This is a genomic window from Streptomyces sp. NPDC048254, assembly GCF_043201895.1.
Classification (GTDB): domain Bacteria; phylum Actinomycetota; class Actinomycetes; order Streptomycetales; family Streptomycetaceae; genus Streptomyces.
This window is the reverse complement of sequence record NZ_JBICZJ010000005.1, coordinates 504,761-531,551: the sequence shown is the minus strand read 5'-3', so window position 1 is coordinate 531,551 and position 26,791 is coordinate 504,761. Positions and strand designations below refer to the sequence as shown.

Here is a 26,791-nt window from a genome sequence, read left to right as displayed (position 1 = left end):
CGGCGGGCCGGGTCACGTGTCGCACTCCAGCACCGTCCGGCACAGCGAGCACCGGGCCCGGACCCGGCCCCGGACCGGCACCCTGATCCGCTGGTGGCAGGTCGGGCACGGGAACGAGACCCGCAACTGACCGCCGCCGTCCGGCGTGAAGGCGTAGGGAGTACCGGAGTGCGCGGCCGGGGCCGCGGGGGCGTGCCGGCGGTCCCGGGCGTAGCGGCGGCGGCCGGCCCAGCCCGCCGCGGTCAGCGGCGGCTGCTCCTCGTCCTGGCGGGCCCGGGCCATGCCCTTCTCGTACGCCGTGTAGGCCTGCGGGCTGGTGAACCACACGGACGGGTCCTCGTGGAAGACGAGGGAGCGCTTGGCCAGGACGTAGCCGAACTCCTCCGGGGTGAGGTAGCCGAGCTTCTGGGACGCCTCCCCGTGCTCCCGGTAGGCGTCGAGCAGCAGCCAGCCCGCGCCCAGGTAGGTGGTCGCGGTGTCCGTGAGGATCTCGTTGTCCCGGGTGCTCGGGAAGGACAGGTCCAGCCGGTGCAGATAGACGTGCATCACCTCGTGGGCGAGGGCCGCGCCGATGTCCTCGCGGTGGGTGCGGAAACGGTCGTTCAGTTCGACGAAGTACTCGGGGCCCGCGGTGAGTTCGACGTTCGCCGCGTGCGTCATCTCCCGGAAGCCGACGATCATCCGGGCGTCCGGCAGCCGGAAGTGCCGGACCATCTCGTGGGCGACCCGCTGGGCGCCGAGGTGGAGGTCGTCGGTGTCGCAGAACGCGACGTCGGCGGGGAGCACGCTGGTGGCGAAGGTCTGGACGGTGTCGTACGACAGGCGCCGGTACAACGCCGTGATGGCGGCCCGCACGGTGTCCAGGTGCGGGTAGCCGTGTTCTACCGGGCCGCCGTTCGCCACGTCCCTTACCCCCACAGACGCCGCCGGAGATTTCTTCCACTGTATGCGGGATTTCCGGGACAGGAGGTTGTCCGTCGGCTGCGGGGCGGTGGGGGCTGGTCGCGCAGTTCCCCGCGCCCCTGAGGGGCGTCCCTAAAGGGGCGCCATGCGCGCCGTTCCCCGGTCGGTCCCCTGGAGTTCCAGGATCCACACCTCGTTCTCGCCCTCCCTCAGGACCGGACCCGGCACGTACAGCGACTCCTGCGGGCCCGCCGACCAGTACCGCCCCAGGTTGAAGCCGTTGATCCAGACGAAGCCGCGGGTCCAGCCGGGGAGTTCCACGCGCGCGTCTCCCGCACCGTGAACCGTGACCGTCCCGCGGTACAAGCCCGGCGCGCCGTTCGCCGGAAGCGGACCGAAGGACACCTCACCCACGCCCCCCTCGAACGCGTCCAGATCCAGCCCCCGCGCGCGTACCCCGTGCAGGAACTGGCGTTCGTGCAGGAGGCCGCCGGTGATGCCCTTCGTCTCGCCCGAGCGGGGGCCGTAGTTGACGCGGCCCAGGGACTCCACCCAGAGCTCCACACGCGCGGGGCCGGCGATCGGCTCCTTGAGCTGGGGCTCCTCCTCGGTGAGCACGCCGGCCCGCTCCCCGTCGACGTACACGACGGCCAGGTCGCGCAGCCCCCGCGCGGTGAGCGGATACGGCTGACGGGGTCCCGGCACGTCCGCCGCGTAGCGGACCAGGCCCCGGCCGATGCCCAGCTCCTCGAAGGTGGGCGGTACGGCGTGGACGCGTTCCGGGCCGCCGAGCGCTTCCAGGACGCCGGCCAGGGACGCCCAGCCGGTGACCGCCACGTCGGCCGCCGAGACCAACCCGGCGGGCGCGGGCGGCGGTTCGGGCAGGGGCTCGGCGTGGTACCCGGCCAGCACCTCGCGGAAGCGCCAGAACTTCTCCGTGGGGCGGCCGTACTCGTCGATCGGCGCGTCGTAGTCGTACGACGTCACGTCCGCCTCCAGCGGGCCCTCGTGCAGGTCGCCGCCGGGCCGGTTGGCGCCCGCCCAGCCGGCGAAGTTGGTGCCGCCGTGTGCCATGTAGACGTTCACGGAGGCCCCGCAGTCGAGGATCTCCCGCAGTGCCGCCGTCGCGTCCCCGGCGTCCCGTACGACGTGCTCGCCGCCCCAGTGGTCGAACCAGCCGCACCAGAACTCCATGCACATCAGCGGGCCCCGCGGCTGGTGCCGGCGCAGGGTCTCGAAGGCCACGCGCGCGTGGGAGCCGAAGTTCACCGTCGCGAGCAGCCCCGGGACCGAGCCGCCGGTGAGCATGTGGTCCTCGGGGCCGTCCGAGGTGAACAGCGGCACGGTGACGCCCTGCGCGCGCAGCAGCTCGGTGAGACGGGCCAGGTAGTCGGCGTCGGAGCCGTAGCTGCCGTACTCGTTCTCGACCTGGACCATGATCACCGGGCCGCCCCGGTCCAGCTGCCGGGGCACGACCTCGGACAGCAGCCGGTGGAACCAGCGGTCCACGTACTGGAGGAAACGCTCGTCACGCGTGCGTGCCCGGGCGCCGAGCTCGCCCGTCACCCAGTGCGGCAGACCGCCGTTCTCCCACTCCGCGCAGATGTACGGCCCCGGGCGCACGATCGCCCACAGGCCCGCCTCCCGCGCCGCGTCCAGGAAGCGGCCGAGGGCCCCGACGTCCTGGAAGGAGCCCGGGCGCGGCTCGTGCAGGTTCCACGGGACGTACGTCTCCACGCAGTTCAGCCCCATGGCCCGCAGCAGCGCCAGCCTGTGGTCCCACTGCTCCTCGTGCACCCGGAAGTAGTGCAGCGCGCCGGACAGCAGCCGTACCGGGCGGCCGTCGAGCAGGAAATCCGTTTCGCCCACCGTGAAGTCGCTCATAGGCTCACCTTGGCCCCCTGGCGGGCGCCGAGACCATGGACAAAGATCGGCAGCAGTTGGACTGAAGAGCCGAGAAGAAGGAGCACGCAGTGCCGGGAGGGGCGCCGATCTTCCGCACCTGGATGCGGTTCTTCACACCCGGCCCCGTCCAGCACCGCCTCGGCCTGGTCTGCCAGGGCGTCGGCCTCCAGTACGGCGCGGTGCCCGCCGTCGGCCCGCGCGTGCTCGACGGGCACGTCGCCGTGGTGATCAGCTCCGGCCGGGGCTGGTACCGCACACCCGACGGGCGCCGTACGCCGGTCACCGCGCCCGCCCTGGTGTGGCTGACGCCGGGCGTCCCGCACCACTACGGGCCGGACCCGGACAGCGGCTGGGACGAGGGCTTCGTGACCTTCACCGGGCCCGACACCGCGACCTACACGGAGCTCGGCTACATCGAGCCCGAGCGGCCCGTGGTGCCCCTGGCGGACGCCGCCGGACCCCGGGACGTCATCGCCCGTATCGCCAGAGCCGCCCGCCGCGGCAACCCCCTCCTGGAGGTCGAGACCGGTGCCGCCGTGCACGAACTGCTGGTCGCCCTGCGTCGCGCGCGTGCCGACCTCGCCCCCGACGGGGACCCGGTGCTGCCGGCGCTCGCCCGGGACGCCTGCACGGGCATGACCGTCGCCGACCACGCGGCCCGGCACGGCATGACCCCGGCCGAACTGCGTACCGCCGTCCGCCGGATCGCCGGGTGCAGCCCCAAGGACTATCTGATCGGCATCCGGCTCGGCCGCGCCCAGGAACTCCTCGCCGCCACCGAACTCTCCGTCGCCGCCGTCGCCCGCCGCGTCGGCTACGACGACCCGGCCTACTTCTCCCGCCTGTTCACCCGCCGCGTCGGCATGGCCCCCGTACGCTTCCGCGCCCAGCAGAGCCGAGCCGTCCCCGACGACTGGAACGACGCCCTCGACGAGGACGGCCTCGACGAGGGCCCTTAGTGATCACGCGGTCGTCCCCTTAGGGTTGACGCCCATGACCACCAGCAACACCGGTACCGGTGACGTCGACCCCGCCGTCCGCGCCGAGCTCGGCCGGCTGCGCGACAGCATCGACAACATCGACGCGGCCGTCGTCCACATGCTCGCCGAACGCTTCAAGGCCACCCAGCAGGTCGGCCGCCTCAAGGCGGTCCACCGGCTGCCCCCGGCCGACCCGGCCCGCGAGGCCCGCCAGATCGCCCGGCTGCGCGCCCTCGCCGAGAACGCCAAGCTCGACCCGGCCTTCGCCGAGAAGTTCCTGACCTTCATCATCGCCGAGGTGATCAGACACCACGAGTCCATCGCCGAGGACACCGTCGGCGGCCGGCCGGCGGACGCGCACTGACCCGGCCGTACGCCCCGAAGAGCGCCCGGCCCCGCCGGGCCACCGGCCGTGACGAGGCGCTCGAACAGGTGTCCGGCGGCCGGGCCGGCCGCCGGCCGCACCGCGCCCACCAGCGCCGTCCCGTCCCGCCGCACGGCCAGGGAGCGGACATAAGCCGCGTACCGCCCCCGCCCCTGTGCGTTGTCGGTGTCATCGGGCAGCATGGCCCGCATGTCCGTACTGACTCGCGACGAAGCGCAGAGCCGCGCCGAGCTCCTCGACGTCCACCGCTACACGATCGACCTCGACCTGACCACCGGGGACGAGACCTTCGACTCCCGAACAGTGATCAGGTTCACGGCCCGGTCCGACGGCGACACCTTCGTCGAGATGAAGCCCGTCGAACTGCGCGCCGTCAGCCTCGACGGACAGCCCCTCGACCCCGGGGCGCTGGACCAGGACCGGCTGCCCCTGAAGAACCTCACCGCCGGAGAGCACGAGCTGCGCGTCGACGCCACGATGCGCTACTCCCGCACCGGCGAGGGCATGCACCGCTTCACCGACCCCAGCGACGACGAGACGTACGTCTACACGCAGCTCTTCCTGGACGACGTACAGCGCGTCTTCGCCGCCTTCGACCAGCCCGACCTGAAGGCCGTCTTCGAGCTGTCCGTCAAGGTCCCCGAGGACTGGACCGTGCTCGCCAACGGGGTCACCGAGCACCTCGGCGAGGGCCGCTGGCGGGCCGCCGCCACCCCGCTGATCGCCACCTACCTGGTCGCCGTCGCCGCCGGCCCCTGGCACTCGGTGCGCACCGAGCACCGCGGCCTGCCCTTCGGCATCCACTGCCGCCGCTCCCTCGCACCGCACCTCGACGCCGACGCCGAGGAGATCCTCGACATCACGCGCGCGTGCTACGACCGCTACCACGAGAAGTTCGAGGAGCCCTACCCCTTCGACTCCTACGACCAGGCGTTCGTCCCCGAGTTCAACGCCGGCGCCATGGAGAACCCGGGCCTGGTCACCTTCCGCGACGAGTTCGTCTACCGCTCCGCCGTCACCGACACCGAGCGGCAGACCCGCGCGATGGTCATCGCCCACGAGATGGCCCACATGTGGTTCGGCGACCTCGTCACCCTCAGGTGGTGGGACGACATCTGGCTGAACGAGTCGTTCGCCGAGTACATGGGCTACCAGACCCTCACCGAGGCCACCCGCTTCACGGACACCTGGGTCGACTTCGGGGTGTCCCGCAAAGCCTGGGGATACGACGCCGACCAGCGCCCCTCCACCCACCCGGTCGCCCCCGAGGCCGTCGACGACACCGCCGCCGCCCTGCTCAACTTCGACGGCATCTCCTACGCCAAGGGCGCCTCCGCGCTGCGTCAACTGGTCGCCTGGATGGGCGAGAAGGACTTCCTCGCCGGCATCAACATCCACTTCCGGCGGCACCGGTTCGGCAACGCCACCCTCGCCGACTTCATCGACTCCCTCGCCGCCGCCACCGAACGCGACGTGCACGCCTGGGCCGACGCCTGGCTGCGCACCACCGGCGTCGACACCCTCGCCCCGGTCCTCGCCACCACCCCCGACGGCACCCGCACCCTCACCGTCGAGCGCACCGGCAGCCGCCCGCACCGCGTCTGCGCCGGCGTCTACGACCGGGACCTCGCCGACGAGGGCCGGCTCACCCTGCGCGAGCGCATCGACCTCGACATCCCGCAGAGCGCCCCACAGGAGCTCGGCAAACGCCCCGCGCTGCTCCTGCTCAACGACGGCGACCTGACCTACGCCAAAGTCCGCTTCGACACCGAGTCCGCCAGGACCGTCCGCGCCGGCCTGTCCGGCCTGCCCGACCCGCTCACCCGCGCGGTGGTGTGGAACGCCCTGCGGGACGCGGTCCGCGACGGCGAGCTCCCGCCCGCCGACTACCTGGAGACCGCCCGGGCCCACCTCCCGCGCGAGACCGACCTCGCCCTCGTCCAGGGCGTGCTGGCCTTCACCTCGGTCCACGTCGTCGACCGGTACCTCAGGCCGGAGGACCGCCCGGCCGCCCTCGCCACCGTCTCCGCCCTGTGCCGCGACTTCATCCGGCGCACCGAGGACGGCGACAACCCCGGCCTGCGCCTGATCGCCGTACGGCACTTCATCCGCGCGGCCGCCCACCCCGACGCCATCGCCGCCTGGCTCGCCGAGGGCACCGTGCCGGGCGGGCCCGAACTCGACCCCGAGCTGCGCTGGCGCATCCTGAGCCGGCTCGCCGTCCTCGGCGCCACCGACGAGGCGCAGATCGCCGCCGAGCTGGCCCGCGACCCCAGCGCCAGCGGCCAGGAGGGCGCCGCCCGCTGCCGGGCCGCGCTGCCCGACCCCGAGGCCAAGCGCAGGGCCTGGGAGGCGATGTTCACGGGCGACGACCTGTCCAACTACCTGTTCACCGCCACCGCCCAGGGCTTCTGGCACCCCGAACAGGCCGACCTGGTCCGGGAGTACGTGCCGCGCTACTACCAGGACGCGGCCGCCGTCGCCGCCCGGCGCGGCCCCGCCATCGCCGCCGTCGCCGGCCGCGAGGCCTTCCCCGCGCACGCCGTCGACGCCGAGAACCTCGCCCTGGGCCGGGCCTGTCTGCGCGACGCCGACCCGGTCACGGCCCTGCGCCGCCGCCTGACCGACGAACTCGACGACCTGGAAAGGGCGTTGCGGGTCCGCGAGGCGTAGGGCCGCCGACGTAGGGCGACACGAGTGCGGCTGGTCCCCGATGACGATGCGGGGGCCCGCCGCCGCTCCTAGGCTCGGTGCCGAAGAAGCACCACAGACCCAGGGAGAAACCCGTGATCGTAGTCACCGGCGCCACCGGCAACGTCGGCCGTGCCCTCGTCGCACGCCTCGTCGCCGACGGACAGGCCGTGCGGGCGCTCACCCGCGCCCCGGAGACGGCCGACCTGCCCGAGAAGGCCGAGGTGGTGAAGTTCCGGCCGGACGACCAGGCCGCCCTGTTCGAGGGCGCGGACAAGGTCTTCCTGTACGTCCAGGGCGCCGGCGGCCGGATGCCCGAGCTGCTGGACGCGGCCCGTACGGCCGGGGTGCGGCAGGTCGTCCTGCTCTCCTCCGGGATCATCCGGGAGGGCGCCGACGAGACCCACCCGATCCACGCCATGCACGCCACCGCCGAGCGGCAGATCCGCGACAGCGGCCTCGCCTGGACGTTCCTGCGCCCCAACGCGTTCGCCACCAACGCCCTCCAGTGGGCGCCCCAGATCCGGGCCGGCCACACCGTCCGCGGTGTCTTCGCCGACATGCTCACGGCACCCATCCACGAGGACGACATCGCCGCCGTCGCGGAACGCGCTCTCCTCGACGACGGCCACGAGGGCGCCGTCCACCGCCTCACCGGCCCCGCCGCCACCACCAACACCGACCAGATCGCCGCGATCGGGCGGGCCGTCGGCCGGGACCTGGCCTTCGTCGAGGTGGGGCCGGAGGAGGCGGGCCCGCTGCTCTTCCCGCAGACACCGCCGGAGCTGGTCAGGGGCCTCCTGAAGACCTTCGCGGACACCGTCGGCGTCGCCCCCGAGATCACCACCGCGGTCGAGGAGATCACCGGCAGCCCGGCCCGCACCTTCGAGCAGTGGGCCGAGGACCACACGACCGACTTCCAGCTCTGAAGGCCTGCCCCGGGCCCTCAGCCCGCCGCCAGACGTAGCTCCGCCCGGCGCACGCCTCCTTCCCGGGGTCCCGCGCGCCGGTTGCCCACCTCGGCCGCCCTGGGCGCCTCCGTGCCCAGCGTGAAGCCCAGGCGCTCCAGGAAGCACTCCCCGGACCGCCAGCCCGGCGGCACGCTCGCCGTCACCAGGGAGACCCCCTCGGCATGCGCGAGCAGCGACTCGGCCAGCGCCCGCCCGAGGCCCCGGCCCCGCACCCAGGGCGCCAGCAGGAACAGGCCCACCGCGACCGCGCCGGGCACCGGATGGTTCCGTACCGCGTCCACCAGGCCCGAGACGACCCCGTCCCGCTCCAGCACGAGCAGCACCTTGTCGTCCGGGTCGGCGCCCTCGGGCAGCCCGTAGAACAGGCTCTGCACGTCGCCCGGCCCGGACGGCAGTCCCGTCGCCGCCACGAACCAGTCCTCGCACGCCTCGAACAGATCGAGCAGCGGCACCTCGTCCGAGGGCAGCGGCTCCCGCACCAGCACCCGCTCACCGGGCACGTCGATCATCCACGCGTCAACCACCCGACCGACGTTAACCCCGGTCAACCCCGGCCTCAACGCCCTGTCACCGCCTGCTCCGACGCACTCCGGGCACACCACCCCCGACACGTTTTCCCCGCACGGCAGTACCCACTTTCGGGTTCCGATCGTTGAGCTTTGGGGGCGCGCAGACCCCATCCCGTACAAGCTGGAACTCCCCCCGCGGACAACCCCTTTCGGCCGGCGCCCCGAGGAGACCCATGAGTACGCCGCCTCTCGCATCCGGACCCCAGGGCCCCGACACCCTGCGGCCCCTGCTCGACACCGTGCTCGACGCGCTGCGCGACGGCGGCCGGGCCCGCGGCGGACCGCTGCCGGCAGGCGGCCCGGAGGCGGTGGCCGAGCGGGTCGCGGACGCCGTCGGGGACGTACTCCCGGACGACGGCGACCCCGACGCCCTGCGCACCTTGGTGACCGCCCTCGCGGCGGGCGCGGCCGACCCCGCCGACCCGCTGTGCGCGGGCCATCTGCACGGCCCGCCGCTCGCCGTCGCCACCGCCGCCGACCTCGCCGCGAGCGTCCTCAACCCCTCGCTGGACTCCTGGGACCAGGCCCCGGCGGCCTCCGCCCTGGAAGCCATGGTCACCCGCGCCCTCGCCCATGCCATCGGCCTCTCCGACGCCGTGGTCACCAGCGGCGGCACCGAGTCCAACCAGCTCGCCCTGCTCCTCGCCCGCGAGGCCCTCGGCGGCGGTGTCCGGCTGGTCTGCGGCGCCAACGCCCACCACTCGCTGCCCCGGGCCGCCTGGCTGCTGGGCCTGCCCGACCCGGTCGTGGTCCCGGCGCCGAACGGCACCCTCGACCCGGCCGCCCTGCACGCCGCCCTCACCCACCTGCCGAAACCGTTCGTCGTGGCCGCGACCGCCGGTACCACCGACGCCGGCCTCATCGACCCGCTCCCCGAGATCGCGGGCCTGTGCGCGGCCCACGGCGCCCGGCTGCACATCGACGCCGCCTACGGAGGCGCGCTCGCCTTCAGCGACCGGCACCGGGACAAACTCGCCGGCCTGGAGCGCGCCCACACCGTCACCCTCGACCTGCACAAACTCGGCTGGCAGCCGGTCGCCGCCGGCCTCCTCGCCATCGCCCGCCCGGCCGAGCTCGGCGTACTCCACCACCGCGCCGACTACCTCAACGCCGACGACGACACCGAGGCCGGCTACCCCGACCTGCTCGGCCGCTCCCTGCGCACCACCCGGCGCCCCGACATCCTCAAGATCGCGGTCACCCTCAGGACCCTGGGCCGCTCCGGACTCGGCGCGCTGATCGACCAGGTGTGCGCACGGGCCCGGGAGTTCGCGGCCCTGGTCCGGGAGCACCCCGGTTTCGAACTCTACGACCGGCCGAACATCAGCACGGTGCTGTTCCGCCCCGCCGGAGCCACCGACGACGACATCGCCGGCATACGGCGCAGGCTGCTGCACGACGGCCGGGCCGTCCTCGGCCGGGCCCGGCTCGACGGCCGGCTCTGGCTCAAGGCCACCCTCCTCAACCCCCACACCCGGCCGGACGAACTGGCCGTCCTCCTCAAACTCGTGGAAGGAACGACGCCCCAATGAGCTCGCTGCCCAACCCCCCACACCAGGAGCCGGAAGCACCCCGCGACCTGGTCGGCATCGGCGTCGGACCGTTCAACCTCTCCCTGGCCGCCCTCGCCCACCCGCTCGCCGAACTGGACGCCGTCTTCTACGAGCAGCGCCCCGGCTTCGACTGGCACCCCGGGCTGCTGATCGACGGCGCCACCATCCAGGTCCCGTTCCTCGCCGACCTGGTCACCCTCGCCGACCCCGCCAGCCCCTGGTCGTTCCTCAACTACCTCAAGTCCCGCGACCGGCTCTTCCCGTTCTACTTCGCCGAGCGCTTCCACATCCGGCGCGCCGAGTACGACGCGTACTGCCGCTGGGTCGCCGAGAGCCTGCCGGGCCTGCGTTTCTCGCATCAGGTGGACGCCGTCCGCTGGAACTCCGAACGGGACCTGTTCGAGGTCGACTTCACCCAGCTCGACGCCGAGGGAGAGGCCGAGTCCCTGGGCCGTACGTACACGAAGAACGTCGTGCTCGGGGTCGGCACGGTCCCTCATGTACCCGACCCGCTCAAGCCCCTGGTGGAGGCACCGGGCGTGCCCGTCGTGCACGCGGCCGACTACCTCGAGCACCGCGAGACCTTCCTCGCCGCCGAGCACGTCACCGTCGTCGGCTCCGGACAGTCCGGAGCCGAGGTCTTCCTCGACCTGCTGCGGCACCGCCCGGCGGGCCGCGAGAAGCTGCACTGGATCGGCCGCAGCGAGGCCTTCACGCCCATGGAGTACTCCAAGCTCGGCCTGGAGCACTTCACACCCGACCACACCCGCTACTTCCACGCTCTCGCCGAGCCCGTCCGGGACCGGCTGGTCGCCTCCCAGTGGCGGCTGCACCGCGGCATCGACGCCGCCACCATCGCCGCCATCCACGAGGAGCTCTACCGCCGCACCCTGCACGGCGGCTGGCCGGACGCCGTCCTCACGCCCGGGGTCCAGGTCCGTACGGCCGGACGCATCGCCACCACCAAGGTCGAACTCCACCTGGAACACATCCAGCAGGGCAGCCGCTCCCGGCTCGCCACCGACGCCGTGGTGCTGGCCACCGGCTACCGCGAGCGCCCCCTGGGCCGGCTGCTCGCCGGACTCGACCCCTACCTGCGCCGGGACAACAGCGAACGCCCGCGCGTGGACGAGCGGTTCCGGCTCGTCCTCGACTCGTCGGTGACGGGATCGGCGTATGTGCAGAACGCCGAGCTCCACACCCACGGCGTCGGCGCGCCCGACCTGGGCCTCGCCGCCTGGCGCAGCGCCACCATCCTCAACTCCCTGACCGGCAAGGAGCCTTACCCGCTGCCCGCCCGCACGGCCTTCACCAGCTTCGGCCTGGAGCGGTCGGAAGAGAGGGTTCCCACGCAGAACGGGCCGAGGCAGCTCACCCCCCTGGCCGAGTGAGTGACGGGCGCCGGTCCGCCGGCGCCCGTCGATTCCGGTCAGAACACCGGCGTGCCGTCGCGGGTCAGCTTCCAGTCCGCCGACGCGAAGTCCTTCGGGTCCAGGACGCCCTTGGCGGTCACCCACTCCGCGATCCGGGTGCGGATCTCCGTCGACTCCGACCACAGCTCCTTCGCCGACGCCACGTACGGGAACGCGCCACCGCCGTTGGCGCGGTAGTTGTTCACCGCCAGCACGAACTGCTGGGCGTCGTCCAGGGCGGCACCGTTGTAGGTCAGGTTCCTGATCCGGGACCCGGCCGCCTGGGCGATGTCGATCTCGTACCCGAGGCCCGAGACATAGTCGTAGTTGTAGTCCGGCCGGTTGTTCGCGTTGGTCAGCTTGTCCACGTCGACGACATCGCCGGCGGCCGTCTGCACGAAGTACTGCGCGGAATACTCCAGGTACGCGCGGACCTGAGCACCCGTCATCAACTTGGCGACCAGCGTGTTGTCGTACACGTACAGGCTCGACAGGTCCCGGATGGTGACCTCGCCGGCCGGGATCTGGGAGGTCCGGGAGAACGGCGAGGCCTGCGCGAGCACCGGGAGCGCGGCGTACTCGGTGCTCGCCAGGGCCGCCTTGACCACGTCCTCCTGGACCTTGGTGATCAGGTCGATGATCGGGGCGTCCTTGTAGCGCGCCTCGACCGTGGTGAGGGTCGCGGTCGCGGTGCCGACGACCTGGTTGACGTACTCGACGACCTTCGCGTGCTCGTCCTTCAGCAGCCGGGTGATCTTCGGGTCGTCGGCGACGGTGTTGGAGTTGCGCAGCGAGGCGGCGACCGACTCCACCTCCCACCCGCCCTTGGCGAACACCAGCTCGATGTCGAAGAGGGTGAGGCGCTCGGCGTAGCACAGCGGCTCGGAGAGCACGACGGTCTTCCCGGTGGCCTCGTTGGTGACCTTCAGCTCCGGGATCTCCACATGCGCGTGGCCGACCAGGATGGCGTCGATGCCCGGCACCTGCCTGGCCACGTTCGCGGCGGCGTTCTCGACGTACGGCACCTGGTCGCCGTACGACGAGGTGCCCGAGGTACCGGAGTGGGCCGAGACCACGACCACGTCCGCGCCCATCGCCTTCAGCTTGGGCACCCACTTGGCGGCCTGCTCCTCAAGACCCGGGAACGCCAGCTTGCCCTGGACGTAGGCCTTGTCCCAGATCGCGATGCCCGGGTTGGTCAGACCGAGCACGGCGACCTTGACCGGCGGGGCGCCCGGGACATGGAACTTCTTCATGAAGTACGCCGGGAAGGCGGGCCTGAGGGTCTTCGCGTCGACCGCGTTCGCGCCGAGCAGCGGGAAGCGCAGCTGGTCCTCGAACCTGCGCAGGGTCTCGATGCCGTAGTTGAACTCGTGGTTGCCGAGCGCCGCCGCGTCGTACCCGATCGCGTTCATGGCCTGCGCCATCGGGTGCACCGGGCCGCCCTTGGCGGTGATCGGGTCGACCTTGGCGTAGTAGTACGTCAGCGGCGTGCCCTGAATGGTGTCACCGGCGTCCAGCAGCAGGGTGTTGCGACGGCCCTTCTCCTCGCGCACCTGGTTCACCAGGGTCGAGATGCGCGCCAGGCCCAGCGCGTTGCCCTTGGCGTCCGTGTACTCCGCGTCCTTGAAGTAGTCCCAGTTGAAGACGTTTCCGTGCAGGTCGGTGGTGCCCATGACGGTCAGGGAGTACCGCTTGGGGTGCTTGGCCGGCTTCGGGGATGCCTGGGCGGCCGGGGCGGCCTGCGCCGGAGCCGCCGCCGCTCCGGCGATCGCCACCCCCGCCCCGGTGGCGGCGGACTTCTTCAGGAACTTCCGGCGATTCAAGGGCATGTCTCGATCTCCTCGGGAAATGGTCAACGACGCGCGTAGATTCTGTCCTGGGCATGGCCCACGGCAACAGGTCCCGGAGGTTTCGATCCGGTGACCTGAACGGTGAACTGCGCGACACACAAGCGGGGATGACATGACAGAGTGGGGCGTATGACCTCACCCGAGGAACACCGGCCGGCCGGCACGCCCGACGCCCCCCTTCTCGTCGTGCGCGGCGAGGCCGAGCTGGAGGTCGAACCCGAGCTGGCCCGGATCGCCGTCACCGTGAGCGCCCGCGGCCGCGACCGCCGCTCCACCCTCGACGACCTCACCCGCCGCAACACCGCCGCCCTCGACCTGATCAAGTCCTACGGCGAGGCGGTGGCCCGCCTGTCGACCGGCGCCTTCTCCATCGCCCCCGAATTCACCGAGCGCGGCCGCGGCGAACGGGTCCGCAACTACCAGGGCCGGGTCCAGCTCACCGCCGAGCTCGCCGACTTCACCGCCCTCGGCGAACTCGCCACCCGCCTCGCCGACTTGGAGCTGACCCAGGTCGACGGCCCCTGGTGGTCGCTGCGCCCCGACTCACCCGTGCACGGCGAGGCCCGGCGGCAGGCGGTCGCCGAGGCGGTGCAGCGCGCCCGGGAGTACGCGAGCGCCCTCGGCACCTCCCTGGCCGCCCTGGTCGAGCTTGCCGACACGGGCATCGACGGCCCTCAGCCGCGCCGGCCGGCCTTCGGCGGCGCGGTCCGCCGGATGGCGGCCGCCGCCGAAATCGCCGCGCCCGCCGAACCCCTCGATCTCGAACCTCCGCAACTGCGCGTCACCGCTCAGGTCAGCGCGCGATTCACGATGGCGCCGCCGGAGCTGTGACTCCGAAGCGAATGTTCGCTATTTCGAATGGACGAGCGCCGGGCTCCCCGCATTCAACATATGCGAGATGCTCATCGGAGCGGGCCACCGCACAATTCAACACTTGTCAATAGGCCTTCACGCAAAGGTTGTTGGGTCGTCATGTACGGCCAATTCTCTACCCGCCGGTAAGGCCTAGGCTCGAAGCATGCGCCGAGCAAAGATCGTTTGTACTCTGGGGCCCGCCACCGACTCGTACGACCAGATCAAGGCCCTGGTCGAAGCCGGAATGGACGTCGCCCGATTCAACCTCAGCCACGGCAGCTACGCCGAGCACGAGGAGCGCTACCAGCGTGTCCGCAAGGCCTCCGACGAGACCGGTCGCAGCGTCGGGATGCTCGCCGACCTTCAAGGCCCGAAGATTCGCCTCGGCAGCTTCACCGAGGGCCCGGTACTCCTCGAACGCGGCGACACCTTCGTCATCACGGTGGAAGAGGGCGCCGAGGGCGACCGCCGGCAGTGCGGGACGACATACGCCGGCCTCGCCGACGATGTCACCCCCGGTGAGCGCGTCCTCGTCGACGACGGCAAGGTCTGCCTGGAGGTCACCCACGTCGACGGCCCCCGGGTGCACACCACGGTCGTCGAGGGCGGCATGATCTCCGACCACAAGGGCCTCAACCTCCCCGGCGTCGCCGTCTCCGTCCCAGCCCTCTCCGACAAGGACGAGGCCGACCTGCGATGGGCACTGCGCACCGGCTTCGACATCATCGCCCTCTCCTTCGTACGCAGCGGCAGCGACGTCGAGGACGTCCACCGCATCATGGCCGAGGAAGGCCGCCGCCTCCCCGTGATCGCCAAGGTCGAGAAGCCCCAGGCCGTCGAGAACATCGACTCCATCGTGGCCGCCTTCGACGGCATCATGGTCGCCCGCGGCGACCTCGGCGTCGAGATGCCGCTGGAACAGGTACCGATCGTCCAGAAACGCGCCGTCAAGCTCGCCAAGCGCAACGCCAAGCCGGTCATCGTCGCCACCCAGATGCTCGACTCCATGATCGACAACTCCCGGCCCACCCGCGCCGAGGCCTCCGACGTCGCCAACGCGGTGATCGACGGCACGGACGCGGTGATGCTCTCCGGCGAGACCAGCGTCGGCAAATACCCCATCGAGACCGTCCGCACCATGGCGAAGATCGTCGAGGCGGCCGAGGAGGACATCCTCGCCAAGGGGCTGCCACCGCTGACCGAGAGCAACAAGCCCCGCACCCAGGGCGGCGCGGTCGCCCGGGCCGCCGCCGAAATGGGCGACTTCCTGAACGCGAAGTTCCTGGTCGCCTTCACCGAGTCGGGAGACACCGTCCGCCGGCTCTCCCGCTACCGCTCGCCGATCCCGCTGCTCGCCTTCACCCCGGAACCGGCCACCCGCTCCCAGCTCAACCTGACCTGGGGCGTCGAGACCTTCCTCGGCCCGCACGTCGACTCCACGGACAAGATGGTCGACCAGGTGGACGAACTGCTGCTGAAGTACGGCCGCTGCGAGAAGGGCGACGTCGTGGTGATCACGGCGGGGTCGCCTCCGGGGGTGTCCGGCTCGACGAACATGGTGCGCGTACACCACATCGGCGAGGACGACAGCCCGAAGTGACGGGCGCGGGCCCCTCTGGCCGGCGGAGGGGCCCTTCGCGTTCAGTGTTTGGGGCCTACGTGGGTGTCCATGAGGGCTACGGAGGCCTTCTTGGCGACGGAGGTGTTGTACGGGATGCCGTCGCGACGGCAGTGCGTCCACTCGACGCCGAGCTTGTCGAGGGCGTCGGTGTAGAGGGTCCGGATGTCGTCGGACTTGTTGGTGAAGAAGTAGCGCGGGTATTCGTAGCGCTTGCGCTCACCGGCGACCACGCGGGTCGTCCAGTTGGTGATACGGCAGCCGTCGGAGTGGATGAGGCCCCGGACAAATTCCCAGAGGTGGGCGTCGACGATTGCTTGTTGCCAAGGGTGGAGGACGATGGGGCGCTCGTGCTTCTTACCGGGTCCGTGTTGTGGAAACAGCCGTGGCCAGTGTCGGGAGTAGCTGGTCACCATTGAGTAGCCCTGCTTCTGAAGGAGGTAGACACCGATGCCGGGACGCACCTTCGTGATGGCTTCGCTGCACTGCTGCATCAGACCGGGCCACGCGTCGGCACACGCGATCCTGAGGTAGTACCCGGTGCCGCGCACATGGGGGCTGATGCAGCCGTCGCCGAGATAGAGACCCAGGAGGTAGGCGTACGCGCGTTCGTCAGTGGGCGGTCCGGGGTCTGGAGCTGCCATGCGAGGGAGCGGCTCCAGGCGGTGCTGCCAGGATCGAATCGCAGCCCGGGATACGCCCGTCTCCTTGCTGACGGAGTTCAGGCTTCGGCCCTGAGCTACCAGTGCGAGGGCTCGCTTGCGTGTGCTTACGTCGTACATGTGAACAATGTGCGAAATGACTTACGGCGACACGCCGCAAAAAGCGGATATCCACGAGAATGTGTGCATCCGCTTATGATTCGCGACCTTGGAACTGAAGGGAAAGTGCCCCGGGTGGGATTCGAACCCACGCTGTCGGTGGTTTGAGCACCGTGTCTCTTCCGCTGGACTACCGGGGCTTCCTGTAAATCAAAGGCCGACGGTCACCCGCCGTGCCCTACCTTACCGCAGCTAGGTAGGCTCTTGTCAGCAGTACCCCTGCCCTGAACGAGGAGCCCCCGTGACCGCCGCCGAGTCGCCCAAGCCAGTCGACGTACCCGACGACGACAAGTCGCACGTGCCTCCGCTGACGACCCGTGTCGTCATCGCCGAGGACGAGGCCCTGATCCGGCTGGACCTGAAAGAGATGCTGGAGGAGGAGGGGTACACCGTCGTCGGCGAGGCCGGCGACGGTGAGCAGGCGGTCGAACTCGCCCGCGAGCACCGCCCCGACCTGGTCATCCTGGACGTCAAGATGCCCAAGCTGGACGGCATCTCGGCGGCCGAGAAGATCGCCGCGGAGTCCATCGCCCCGGTCCTGATGCTCACCGCGTTCTCGCAGCGCGACCTGGTGGAGCGGGCGCGGGACGCCGGTGCGATGGCGTACCTCGTCAAGCCGTTCAGCAAGAGCGACGTGGTCCCGGCGATCGAGATGGCCGTCTCCCGCTTCGCCGAGCTGAAGCAGCTGGAGAAGGAGGTCGCCGACCTCTCCCTGCGCCTGGAGACCCGCAAGCTGGTCGACCGTGCGAAGTCCATCCTGCAGACCGAGTACGGCCTGACCGAGCCGGCCGCGTTCCGCTGGATCCAGAAGACGTCGATGGACCGCCGCATGTCGATGCAGCAGGTCGCGGAGGCGGTCATCGCGGACAGTGACGAGAAGAAGTCCAGCAAGGGCTGACCGACCGCCGTACATACGACGAGGCCCGCGCTCCGGAGAAGAGGGAGCGCGGGCCTCGTCGTATCGAACCGGGGTGTCAGTCCTCGCCCAGGTAGGCCTTGCGGACCGACTCGTCGTGCAGCAGGTCCTGGCCGCTGCCCGACAGCACGATGTTGCCGACCTCCATCACGTGCCCCTGGTCGGCCAGGGAGAGCGCGGCCTGGGCGTTCTGCTCGACGAGCAGAATCGTCGTGCCCTCGGACTTCAGCTCGGCGATCGTCGCCATGATCTTCTGCATCATGATCGGCGACAGGCCCATGGACGGCTCGTCCAGCATCAGCAGCTTTGGCTGGGACATCAGTGCCCGCCCCATCGCGAGCATCTGCTGTTCGCCGCCGGAGAGGGTGCCGGCGGCCTGCTTGCGTCGTTCGCCGAGGATCGGGAAGAGGTCGTAGGCGCGCTGGATGTCCTTCTCGATGCCTGCCTTGTCCTTGCGGAGGAAGGCACCGAGCTGGAGGTTCTCGCTGATGGTCAGGCGCGGGAAGATGTGCCGGCCTTCGGGGGAGTGGGCCAGCCCGAGTGCGACGATCTTGTGTGCCGGGACACCGCTCAGCGGCTTGCCGTCGAAGACGATCCTGCCGGAAGCGGGCTTGAGCAGACCGGACAAGGTGCGCAGGGTCGTCGTCTTGCCGGCGCCGTTGGTGCCGATGAGAGTGACGACCTCGCCGGCTTCCACGCTGAACGAGATGCCCTTGACGGCCTCGATCTTGCCGTAGGCGACTCTGAGGTCCTCGACCTCCAGTAGTGCGGTCACCGGGCCTCTCCCTTGGTGGTGTCGGTGGTGCTGTCCACCTGGGGGTTCTCCGCGTCGGACGGTTCGGCGTCGGCCGGCGCGTCGGTGGATGCCGCGGCGGCCTCTACCTCGGCGGCCTCCGCCTCCCCGGGGTCTCCCTCGAAGGGCTCACCCAGATAGGCGGCGACGACGCGCTCGTCGGCCTGGACGACGTCGGACGTGCCCTCGACGAGCTTCTCGCCCTGGACGAGTACGGCGACGCGGTCGCACAGGTTGAAGATGAAACGCATGTCGTGCTCGATGACGAGGACGGCGATGCCCTTGTCCCGGATGGCGAAGACCAGTTCTTCGGTGGCCCGGGTCTCCTGCGGGTTCATGCCGGCCGTCGGCTCGTCGAGCAGCAGCAGGCCCGGCTCGCTCGCCAGCGCGCGGGCGATCTCCAGCTTGCGCTGTTCGCCGTAGGGCAGGTTGCGCGCGAGGTGGTCGCGTTTGGCGGCGAGGCCGATGAACTCCAGGAGTTCCATGGCCTTGGCCTCGGACTCTTTCTCGGCCTTGCGGAAGCCGGGGCCGCGCAGCAGCGCGGACCACAGGCCCTCCTTGGTCCGCGTGTGGCGGCCCACGAGGACGTTCTCCAGGACGGTCATGTTGGCGAAGAGCCGGATGTTCTGGAAGGTACGGGCGATGCCTGCCTGCGTCACCAGGTGCGGCTTGGGCGGCAGCACCTTGCCCTGGTAGGAGACCGTGCCCTCGGTGGGGACGTACAGACCGGTGAGGCAGTTGAAGAAGGTGGTCTTGCCGGCGCCGTTCGGGCCGATCAGGCCGACGATCTCGCCACTGTTGACCGTGAAGTCCACCGACCGGACGGCGGTGAGGCCGCCGAACCGCATCGTGACGTCACGGGCTTCGAGTACAGGTGTCGTCATGGTTCTTACGCCCCTGCCTTGGTGACGGCCGGATCGTCGGTCAGCGTCTCTTGCGCCGGTACGTCGAGCTGGCCGGTCTCGTGGAACTCCAGCTGGCGGCGGCGGTTGGCGATGATGCCTTCCGGCCGGAACCGCATCAGCAGGATCAGCGCGATGCCGAAGGCGAACAGCTCGTAGTTCTGCAGGAACTGGAGCTTCTCCGGGACCAGGTAGAGCACGCTCGCGCCGAGCAGCGGGCCGCTGACGGTGCCCATGCCGCCGAGGACGACGGCGGCCAGCAGGAAGGCCGAGTTGGGCGGGGCGGCGCCGGCGAACTGGTAGGGCTGCGGGTTCACGCTGTAGTTGACGTGTGCCATCACGGTGCCGGCGAGGCCCGCGAGGGACGCGCCGAGGGCGAAGGCGATCAGTTTGACGCGGAAGCCGTTGATGCCCATGGCGGTGGCGGCGGTCTCGTCCTCGCGGATGGCGATCCAGGAGCGGCCGATACGGGAGTCGGCGGCACGGGTGAAGACGAGCACGACGATCGCCGTGACGATGAGCATCAGGAACAGGTAGTTGGCGAACCGGCCCAGGGTGAACCCGCCGATGTCGTGTGCTTCGCCCAGGTTGAACCCGAAGATGTTGAGGTCCGGGATCTGGGTGATGCCGTTGGGGCCCCGGGTGATGTTCGGTCCGGAGTCGCCGTCGAGGTTGTTGACGGTGATACGAAAGATCTCACCGAAGCCGAGCGTGACGATGGCCAGGTAGTCGCCGCGCAGTCGCAGGGTGGGCGCACCGATCAGCACACCGAAGATCAACGAGGCGGCCATGCCGGTGAGCGCGGCGGCCCAGAACGGGAAGTGCACACCGGAGAACCGGGAGTACTCCGAGCCGGACACCAGGGCGGCCGCGTAGGCGCCGACGCCGAGGAACGCGACGTAACCGAGGTCGAGGAGGCCGGTGAGGCCGACCACGATGTTCAGACCGAGGGCGACGGTGGCGAAGATCAGGATGTTCACGCCGACGTTGGCGTTGTGGTCGTCGTTCTGGGTGAAGGGGAAGATCACGGCGGCGACGAAGGCGAGCGTCGAGGCGAACCCCTTGTGGTGGGCCGCGGTGGTCGCGAAGCGGTCGACGAGGCCGGTGTTCATGAGGCCCCAGGCGGCGAAGACGAGCAGCAGCAGGTAGCCGATGAAGGTTTCGCTCGCGTCGTTGTCGATGCCGATGCCGTAGGTGAAGGCCACCAGGGCGAGCGCGACGCCGACCGTGATGACGATGCGCTCGGTGAGCGGTGATGCCTTGCGGGGAGCGGGCAGCTGGGGCTTGGTGAGGTAGCCGCGGATGCCGTTGCCCGGGGCCGGGTTGGGCAGCGCGAGGGCGCCGATGACGGGCAGCGCGGAGGCCGCCATCGCCACGTAGGCGCCGGGGTCGAGGTTGACCAGGCCGCCGAGGTCGACGGTGATGGCGATGCCGGTGAACCAGCAGACGGTGAACGCCGACAGGGCCGCCAGCACGACTGGGGAGGTGGCGGTCGCCGGGTTCAGCCAGCGCAGCCCCTTCATGTCCCAGAGGGTGAGCCCGAACAGCAGGGTGAGGGCGCCGCCCACGAGGGCGAGGATCTGCAGGCCGGCCGGGTAGCCGTAGACGGTCAGGTCGCCGGGGAACTCGGACGTCCAGGTCCAGCTGAGGAAGGTGCTGGCGATGGTGCCGACGGCGCCGACGACGATGAGCAGCCGGGCGACGGGCAGCGGCAGCGGAACCGGCCTGTGCCCTGCCGCGGCCGGGGAGTTGGCGGTGGTGTCGGTCATGCTGCTCACGCCCTGTCCGCGACGCGTTCGCCGAGCAGACCTTGTGGTCTGAACAGGAGGACGAGGATCAGCAGGACGAAGGCCCAGACGGATGCCCAGCCGCCACCGCCGAGCTGCTGCATGCCGGGGATGTTGGCGATGTACGCGGTGGCCATGGCTTCGGCGATGCCGAGGACGAGACCGCCGAGCATGGCGCCGTAGATGTTGCCGATGCCGCCGAGGACGGCCGCGGTGAACGCCTTGAGACCGGCGATGAAGCCCATGTCGTAGGAGACGGAGCCGTACTTGAGGCCGTACGAGAGACCGGCCACGGCCGCGAAGAAGCCGCCGATGGCGAACGCGACGACGATGATGCGGTTGGTGTCGATGCCCATCAGCTGCGCGGTGTCCGGGTCCTGGGCAGTGGCCTGCATGGCGCGGCCGGTGCGGGAGAGCCGGACGAACAGGGCGAGCACCGCCATGCACAGCGGGGCGGCGATGATCAGGAAGATGTCACCGCTCTGCACGGTCACGGAGCCGATGTGCAGCGGGCCGAACGGCAACTGCGGGAAGACCCGGGCGGACTTGGCATCGCCGTCGACGTGGTACCAGTTGAAGACCGCCTGCTGCAGCGCGAGGGAGAGGCCGATCGCGGTGATGAGCGGCGCGAGGCGTGGCGCGCCGCGCAGCGGCCGGTAGGCGAAGCGTTCGGCACCGACGGCGATGAGCACGGAGACCACAGCACCGCCGATGAGCATCGCCGGCAGGGCTACCCACATGGATATGCCGTCCGGCAGCAGAAGGTAGACCGTGAGGGCGCCGAAGCCTCCGGTCATGAAGATCTCGCCATGGGCGAAGTTGATGAGCTGGACGATGCCGTACACCATCGTGTAGCCGATGGCGATCAGACCGTACATCGAGCCGAGGAACAGCCCGTTGGCCAGCTGCTGCGGCAGGGTGTTCACCGCATGGCCTCCATATGGTGGGGAGAGTCAGGGGGGCGGTAGAGGGCGGGCCGCGCGGTGACGGTTGGTCTGTGCCGCGCGGCCCTGGTAACGCGTGTGTCGTGGCGGGTTACTTCGGGGTGGCCACGCCGCTCTTGACGGACTTCCACTCACCGTTCTTGACCTGGTAGACGGTCAGCTGCTTGTTCGTGGTGTCGCCGTACTGGTCGAACGAGATCTTGCCGGAGATGCCATCGAACGAGGTGTTCTGGACGGCGCTGACGATCTGCGAGCGGGCGTCGGTGGGGATCTTGCCGTCCTTCACGACGGTCCCGACGGCCTTGATGATCGCGGTGGTGGCGTCGTAGGAGTACGAGCCGTAGGTGCCGTAGTCACCGGGGTACTTCTTGGCCTTGTAGGTGGCCACGAAGTCCTTGGCGGCGGGCAGGGTGTCGACCGGGACACCGATCGAGGTCACCAGGTCGCCCTCGGCGGCCTTGCCGGCGGTCTTGATGTAGGTCGGGGTGAACATGCCGTCGCCGCCGAACAGCGGGATGTTGGCGCCCGCAGCCTTGAGCTGCTTGGTGAGTACCTGGGACTCGTCGTACTGGCCGCCGTAGTAGAGCAGGTCGGCGCCAGAGTTCTTGATCTTGGTGACCAGGGTGGAGAAGTCGCGGTCGCCGGTGTTGACGTGGTCCGTGCCGATGACCTGGCCGCCCTGCTTGGTGAACTGCTCCCTGAAGATTTTGGAAAGGCCCGCGCCGTAGGCCTGCTTGTCGTCGACGACGAACGCCTTCTTCTTGTGGATGCCGTTGTAGGCGTAGTCCGCCGCGTAGGCACCTTGCAGAGCATCGGTGGTCGCGGTGCGGAAGTACGTCTTGAACGGGCGGACCTTCTTGGTCTGCCAGTCCTTGCCCTGGGTCAGGTCGACGCCGGTGTTGGACGGGGAGATCTCCACCAGGTTGGCGGTGGCGAAGACCTGCTGCATCTGGGCTGCCACGCCGGAGTTGAGCGGGCCGACGACGCCGAGCACGGACTTGTCGGAGACGAACTGGGTGGCGTTCTGCTGGCCGATGGGGGGAGTTGCCTTGTCGTCCAGCGCCTTGATCTTGAAGGTGACGCCCGGGACGGTCTTGTTCTTGTTGGCGTCGTCGACGGCGATCTGGGCGCCGTACTGGATGCCGAGGCCCGTCGCGGAGTTCGCGCCGGTGAGCGGGGCGTCGACGCCGATCGTGACCGTCACGTTGCCGCTGTCGCTGCCCTTGTCGCTGTCGTCGCGGGAGCCGCAAGCCGTGAGGGTCAGAGCTCCGGTGGTCAGCACGGAGGTAAGAATCACCAGAGAACGCTGTCGCACAATCGATCCTTTCCGCAGGCAGTTCCGCCCCCCTGGGGAACGACGGGTGCCGCGCCGGTACCGGTCTCCTGTTGGAGCGGTGACTGGCCGTGACTCTAAGCGCGGGTGAGGAACGTGGAGGAGGTCTTGTCCAAGGCTGTGACGCTCTTGTTATGACACGAGGTAATGCAGAGCGGTACAGGGTGGGTGGAAAGCAGGAATTGAGCCCGATTCGCCCCGTCCGCATTCTGAGAACCTGCAGGACTCGCCATGATCGGTTCAGGTGTCTCGATGGTTTTGGACCTGACGTGAAGCTGTTGCTGTGGGCGACTTTCGAGAGGGATGGGAGGTGCGGTGTGGCCTGGGAGCTGGGGTGAAACAGCGAATGCGGATTACACGCGTATTACGCAGAGTTACGTCGAGGAAAGAAAGTCAAGCCTTCGGAACTTCTCGGCATTTCCTCGCGGAGCGTCAGGGGCGCTGTGCGCTGTTCTCTTACCGGGTGCGACCTCGGCTCCCGGCGCCGAGGTCTCTTCGTCCCGTCAGGGGCCGCCGTCAGGCGCCGGTGCCCCGGACGTGGACCTCGTCGCCCTGGCGCACGTCCCGCAGCAGGCAGGTGAGCCGGGCCGTGCACACCCGGCGGCCCTCCTCGTCGCTGATGACGATCTCGTACGTCGCGGTGGACCGCCCCCGGTGGACGGGCGTGGCCACGCCGGTGACCAGGCCGGAACGGGCCCCGCGGTGATGCGTGCAGTTCAGGTCGACGCCGACCGCGATCTTGGAGCTGCCGCCGTGCAGCATCGACCCGACCGACCCCAGGGTCTCCGCCAGCACCGCGCTGGCGCCGCCGTGCAGCAGCCCGTACGGCTGGGTGTTGCCCTCCACCGGCATGGTGCCGACGACCCGGTCCGCCGAGGCCTCGACGATCTGCACGCCCATCCGGGTGCCGAGGTGGCCCGCGGAGAACAGGGCCGGCAGGTCGACGCCGAGGGCGGCGTACTCGTCGATGACCTCCTGCGGGAACTTCACGTGCTGCTGCTCGCCCATGGTCCGGCTCCGATCGTCGTACGGCTGTCTCTCTCCACTGAGCAAACGCTCAGTAGGCCGCCGATTCTTCCAGACGGACTGAGCGTCTGCTCAGACGGCGGGTGCCGGCTGCGGCACGCCGCTCTCCAGACGGACCACGACGGACTTGCTGGCCGGGGTGTTGCTGGTGTCGGCGGTCGCGTCGAGCGGCACCAGCACATTGGTCTCCGGGTAGTACGCGGCCGCGCAGCCACGGGCCGTCGGATAGTGCACCACCCGGAAGCCCGGCGCCCGGCGCTCCACGCCGTCCTTCCACTCGCTCACCAGGTCGATGTACGCCCCGTCGGCGACGCCCAGCGCCCGCGCGTCCTCCGGGTTCACCAGCACCACCCGGCGGCCGTTCCTGATGCCCCGGTAGCGGTCGTCCAGTCCGTAGATCGTGGTGTTGTACTGGTCGTGCGAGCGCAGCGTCTGCAACAGCAGCCGGCCCTCGGGCAGTTCGGGGTACTCGACGCCCGCCGCCGTGAAGTTCGCCTTGCCGGTGGCGGTCGGGAAGCGGCGCTCGTCGCGCGGGCCGTGCGGCAGCGCGAAGCCCCCCGGGTGCGCCACGCGCGCGTTGAAGTCCTGGAAACCGGGGATCACGCGCGCGATGCGGTCGCGGACGGTCGCGTAGTCCTTCTCGAACTCCTCCCAGGGGGTGGCGCTGTCCTCACCGAGCACCCGGCGGGCGAGCCGGCACACGATCGCCGGCTCCGACAGCAGGTGCGGGCTCGCGGGCTCCAGGCGGCCGTGCGAGGCGTGCACCATGCCCATCGAGTCCTCCACGGTGACGAACTGCTCCCCGCTGCCCTGGAGATCGCGCTCGGTGCGGCCGAGCGTCGGCAGGATCAGCGCCCGCGCGCCCGTCACGACGTGCGAGCGGTTGAGCTTCGTCGACACGTGCACGGTCAGCCGCGCCCGCCGCATCGCCGCCTCGGTGACCTCCGTGTCGGGGGTCGCGGAGACGAAGTTGCCGCCCATCGCGAAGAAGACCTTCGCCTCGCCGTCGCGCAGCGCGCGGATGGCCCGGACGACGTCGAAGCCGTGCTCGCGCGGGGGCGCGAAGCCGAACTCCTTCTCCAGGGCGTCCAGGAAGGCCGGGGCCGGGCGCTCGAAGATGCCCATCGTGCGGTCGCCCTGCACGTTCGAGTGGCCGCGGACCGGGCACACGCCCGCGCCGGTGCGGCCGATGTTGCCGCGCAGCAGAAGGAAGTTGACGACCTCGCGGATCGTCGGGACCGAGTGCTTGTGCTGGGTCAGCCCCATGGCCCAGCAGACGATCGTGCGCTCCGAGGCGAGCACCATGCCGAGGGCCTTCTCGATCTCCGCGCGGGTGAGGCCGGTGGCGGCGAGCGTCTCCTCCCAGTCGGCGGCGCGGGCGGCCTCGGCGAACTCCTCGTAGCCGTGCGTGTGCTCGCGTACGAACTCCTCGTCGACCGCGCCCCCGCCCGCGCCGGAGGCGCTGTCGTGCTCGGCCAGGATCAGCTTGTTGAGGAGCCGGAACAGGGCTTGGTCGCCGCCGATGCGGATCTGCAGGAAGAGGTCGGTGAGCGCGGCGCCCTTGAGCATGCCCTGGGGGGTCTGCGGGTTCTTGAACCGCTCCAGGCCGGCCTCCGGGAGCGGATTGACGCTGATGATCTTCGCGCCGTTGGCCTTGGCCTTCTCCAGCGCGGAGAGCATCCGGGGGTGGTTGGTGCCCGGGTTCTGCCCGGCGACGATGATCAGATCCGCCTTGTACAGATCCTCGAGCAGGACGCTGCCCTTGCCGATGCCGATCGTCTCGCTGAGCGCCGAGCCCGAGGACTCGTGGCACATGTTGGAGCAGTCCGGCAGGTTGTTGGTGCCCAGCTCGCGCGCGAACAGCTGGTACAGGAACGCGGCCTCGTTGCTGGTCCGGCCCGAGGTGTAGAAGACGGCCTCGTCGGGGGAGCCGAGACCGGCGATCTCCTCACCGATGATGTCGAAGGCACGCTCCCAGCCGACCGGCTCGTAGTGCTCGGCACCCTCGGCGAGATACATGGGGTGGGTGAGCCGGCCCTGCTGGCCGAGCCAGTAGCCGCTGCGGTGGTGCAGATCGGCGACGGAGTGCTCGGCGAAGAACTCGGGCGTCACCCGGCGCAGGGTGGCCTCCTCGGCCACGGCCTTGGCGCCGTTCTCGCAGAATTCGGCGGTGTGCCGGTGATCGGGTTCCGGCCAGGCGCAGCCGGGGCAGTCGAAGCCGTCCTTCTGATTGACCCGGAGCAGCGTCAGCGCGGTGCGCTTCACGCCCATCTGCTGCTGGGCGATGCGCAGGGTGTGCCCGATGGCCGGCAGCCCCGCGGCCGCGTGCTTCGGCTCCACGACCTGCGGTGCGTCCTGGACCGGATCACCCTTGGGCGGCTTCGTCGCCATCGCACGATCTCCCTCTACGCCGGCACCAGTGCACTGTGCACCCGATACTCGCACGCGCCGCCGACAACGATCGAGGGCGGTCGGCGAGCGCGACGGAACCAATGCTTGACAGAGCTGCGCCTCCCAGCCCGCCCCCGCTCTTGAGTTTCTTCCGCCGCATCGGCGGACGGCCACGACGGGCGC

Annotated in this window: 21 protein-coding genes and 1 tRNA gene; 9 read left to right on the top strand and 13 right to left on the bottom strand. The window is 70.3% G+C overall.

The window, feature by feature from the left end; translation table 11 throughout:
- Window positions 1-12 precede the first annotated feature (12 nt).
- Together ACGFZQ_RS17750 and ACGFZQ_RS17745 are read right to left on the bottom strand one after the other, a co-directional pair.
- On the bottom strand, window positions 13-903 hold the full coding sequence (locus ACGFZQ_RS17750; RefSeq protein WP_393841145.1) for a hypothetical protein: 891 nt from the start codon (window positions 901-903) through the stop codon (window positions 13-15).
- A gap of 132 nt (window positions 904-1,035) precedes the next feature.
- The gene (locus ACGFZQ_RS17745; protein WP_393841144.1) at window positions 1,036-2,787 is read right to left on the bottom strand and encodes a beta-galactosidase family protein; all 1,752 of its coding nucleotides are present in this window, start codon (window positions 2,785-2,787) and stop codon (window positions 1,036-1,038) included.
- A 107-nt stretch (window positions 2,788-2,894) separates the two neighbouring features.
- On the opposite strand from ACGFZQ_RS17745, the gene ACGFZQ_RS17740 reads away from it, so the two are divergent.
- From ACGFZQ_RS17740 to ACGFZQ_RS17725, 4 genes are all read left to right on the top strand, one after another.
- Window positions 2,895-3,767, top strand: coding sequence for a helix-turn-helix domain-containing protein (locus ACGFZQ_RS17740; protein ID WP_393841208.1), 873 nt, complete (start codon window positions 2,895-2,897; stop codon window positions 3,765-3,767).
- A gap of 34 nt (window positions 3,768-3,801) precedes the next feature.
- Window positions 3,802-4,152: a chorismate mutase gene (locus ACGFZQ_RS17735; protein ID WP_351732669.1), complete on the top strand. Its 351-nt coding sequence runs from the start codon at window positions 3,802-3,804 to the stop codon at window positions 4,150-4,152.
- 210 nt (window positions 4,153-4,362) lie between these two features.
- The gene (gene pepN / locus ACGFZQ_RS17730) at window positions 4,363-6,846 is read left to right on the top strand and encodes an aminopeptidase N (RefSeq protein WP_393841143.1); all 2,484 of its coding nucleotides are present in this window, start codon (window positions 4,363-4,365) and stop codon (window positions 6,844-6,846) included.
- A gap of 113 nt (window positions 6,847-6,959) precedes the next feature.
- The gene (locus tag ACGFZQ_RS17725; RefSeq protein ID WP_393841142.1) at window positions 6,960-7,793 is read left to right on the top strand and encodes an NAD(P)H-binding protein; all 834 of its coding nucleotides are present in this window, start codon (window positions 6,960-6,962) and stop codon (window positions 7,791-7,793) included.
- A gap of 17 nt (window positions 7,794-7,810) precedes the next feature.
- Here the strand turns inward: ACGFZQ_RS17725 and ACGFZQ_RS17720 are convergent, their stop codons facing one another.
- Window positions 7,811-8,359, bottom strand: a complete 549-nt coding sequence (locus tag ACGFZQ_RS17720; RefSeq protein WP_393841141.1) for a GNAT family N-acetyltransferase — start codon at window positions 8,357-8,359, stop codon at window positions 7,811-7,813.
- 218 nt (window positions 8,360-8,577) lie between these two features.
- Here ACGFZQ_RS17720 and ACGFZQ_RS17715 point away from each other — a divergent pair, with 218 nt between their 5' ends.
- Window positions 8,578-9,936: a pyridoxal phosphate-dependent decarboxylase family protein gene (locus ACGFZQ_RS17715; RefSeq protein ID WP_393841140.1), complete on the top strand. Its 1,359-nt coding sequence runs from the start codon at window positions 8,578-8,580 to the stop codon at window positions 9,934-9,936.
- Window positions 9,933-11,348, top strand: coding sequence for a lysine N(6)-hydroxylase/L-ornithine N(5)-oxygenase family protein (locus ACGFZQ_RS17710; protein ID WP_393841139.1), 1,416 nt, complete (start codon window positions 9,933-9,935; stop codon window positions 11,346-11,348). Before ACGFZQ_RS17715 ends, ACGFZQ_RS17710 begins: the two co-directional genes overlap by 4 nt.
- Before the next feature lie 38 nt (window positions 11,349-11,386).
- Here the strand turns inward: ACGFZQ_RS17710 and ACGFZQ_RS17705 are convergent, their stop codons facing one another.
- Window positions 11,387-13,201, bottom strand: a complete 1,815-nt coding sequence (locus ACGFZQ_RS17705) for a bifunctional metallophosphatase/5'-nucleotidase (protein ID WP_393841138.1) — start codon at window positions 13,199-13,201, stop codon at window positions 11,387-11,389.
- Between the two features lie 150 nt (window positions 13,202-13,351).
- On the opposite strand from ACGFZQ_RS17705, the gene ACGFZQ_RS17700 reads away from it, so the two are divergent.
- Window positions 13,352-14,053, top strand: coding sequence for an SIMPL domain-containing protein (locus tag ACGFZQ_RS17700; RefSeq protein WP_393841137.1), 702 nt, complete (start codon window positions 13,352-13,354; stop codon window positions 14,051-14,053).
- Between the two features lie 187 nt (window positions 14,054-14,240).
- Window positions 14,241-15,677, top strand: a complete 1,437-nt coding sequence (gene pyk / locus ACGFZQ_RS17695; protein WP_393841136.1) for a pyruvate kinase — start codon at window positions 14,241-14,243, stop codon at window positions 15,675-15,677.
- A gap of 41 nt (window positions 15,678-15,718) precedes the next feature.
- Here pyk and ACGFZQ_RS17690 read toward each other — a convergent pair whose 3' ends face one another.
- Window positions 15,719-16,477, bottom strand: a complete 759-nt coding sequence (locus ACGFZQ_RS17690) for a helix-turn-helix domain-containing protein (protein WP_393841135.1) — start codon at window positions 16,475-16,477, stop codon at window positions 15,719-15,721.
- Between the two features lie 106 nt (window positions 16,478-16,583).
- Window positions 16,584-16,656, bottom strand: a tRNA-Leu gene (locus ACGFZQ_RS17685).
- Between the two features lie 101 nt (window positions 16,657-16,757).
- Here ACGFZQ_RS17685 and ACGFZQ_RS17680 point away from each other — a divergent pair.
- The gene (locus ACGFZQ_RS17680; RefSeq protein WP_393841134.1) at window positions 16,758-17,414 is read left to right on the top strand and encodes an ANTAR domain-containing response regulator; all 657 of its coding nucleotides are present in this window, start codon (window positions 16,758-16,760) and stop codon (window positions 17,412-17,414) included.
- A 76-nt stretch (window positions 17,415-17,490) separates the two neighbouring features.
- Here ACGFZQ_RS17680 and ACGFZQ_RS17675 read toward each other — a convergent pair whose 3' ends face one another.
- From ACGFZQ_RS17675 to ACGFZQ_RS17645, 7 genes are all read right to left on the bottom strand, one after another.
- The gene (locus tag ACGFZQ_RS17675) at window positions 17,491-18,207 is read right to left on the bottom strand and encodes an ABC transporter ATP-binding protein (protein ID WP_365798835.1); all 717 of its coding nucleotides are present in this window, start codon (window positions 18,205-18,207) and stop codon (window positions 17,491-17,493) included.
- Window positions 18,204-19,109 carry an ABC transporter ATP-binding protein gene (locus ACGFZQ_RS17670; RefSeq protein WP_393841133.1) on the bottom strand — a complete coding sequence of 302 codons (906 nt, stop codon included), beginning with the start codon at window positions 19,107-19,109 and terminating at the stop codon, window positions 18,204-18,206. Before ACGFZQ_RS17670 ends, ACGFZQ_RS17675 begins: the two co-directional genes overlap by 4 nt.
- A gap of 5 nt (window positions 19,110-19,114) precedes the next feature.
- On the bottom strand, window positions 19,115-20,896 hold the full coding sequence (locus tag ACGFZQ_RS17665) for a branched-chain amino acid ABC transporter permease (protein WP_393841132.1): 1,782 nt from the start codon (window positions 20,894-20,896) through the stop codon (window positions 19,115-19,117).
- Between the two features lie 5 nt (window positions 20,897-20,901).
- Window positions 20,902-21,840, bottom strand: coding sequence for a branched-chain amino acid ABC transporter permease (locus ACGFZQ_RS17660; protein ID WP_393841131.1), 939 nt, complete (start codon window positions 21,838-21,840; stop codon window positions 20,902-20,904).
- Between the two features lie 109 nt (window positions 21,841-21,949).
- Window positions 21,950-23,158 carry a branched-chain amino acid ABC transporter substrate-binding protein gene (locus ACGFZQ_RS17655; RefSeq protein WP_393841207.1) on the bottom strand — a complete coding sequence of 403 codons (1,209 nt, stop codon included), beginning with the start codon at window positions 23,156-23,158 and terminating at the stop codon, window positions 21,950-21,952.
- Between the two features lie 549 nt (window positions 23,159-23,707).
- Window positions 23,708-24,199, bottom strand: coding sequence for a PaaI family thioesterase (locus ACGFZQ_RS17650; RefSeq protein ID WP_393841130.1), 492 nt, complete (start codon window positions 24,197-24,199; stop codon window positions 23,708-23,710).
- Between the two features lie 90 nt (window positions 24,200-24,289).
- Window positions 24,290-26,608, bottom strand: coding sequence for an FdhF/YdeP family oxidoreductase (locus tag ACGFZQ_RS17645; protein ID WP_393841129.1), 2,319 nt, complete (start codon window positions 26,606-26,608; stop codon window positions 24,290-24,292).
- Between the last annotated feature and the right edge of the window lie 183 nt (window positions 26,609-26,791).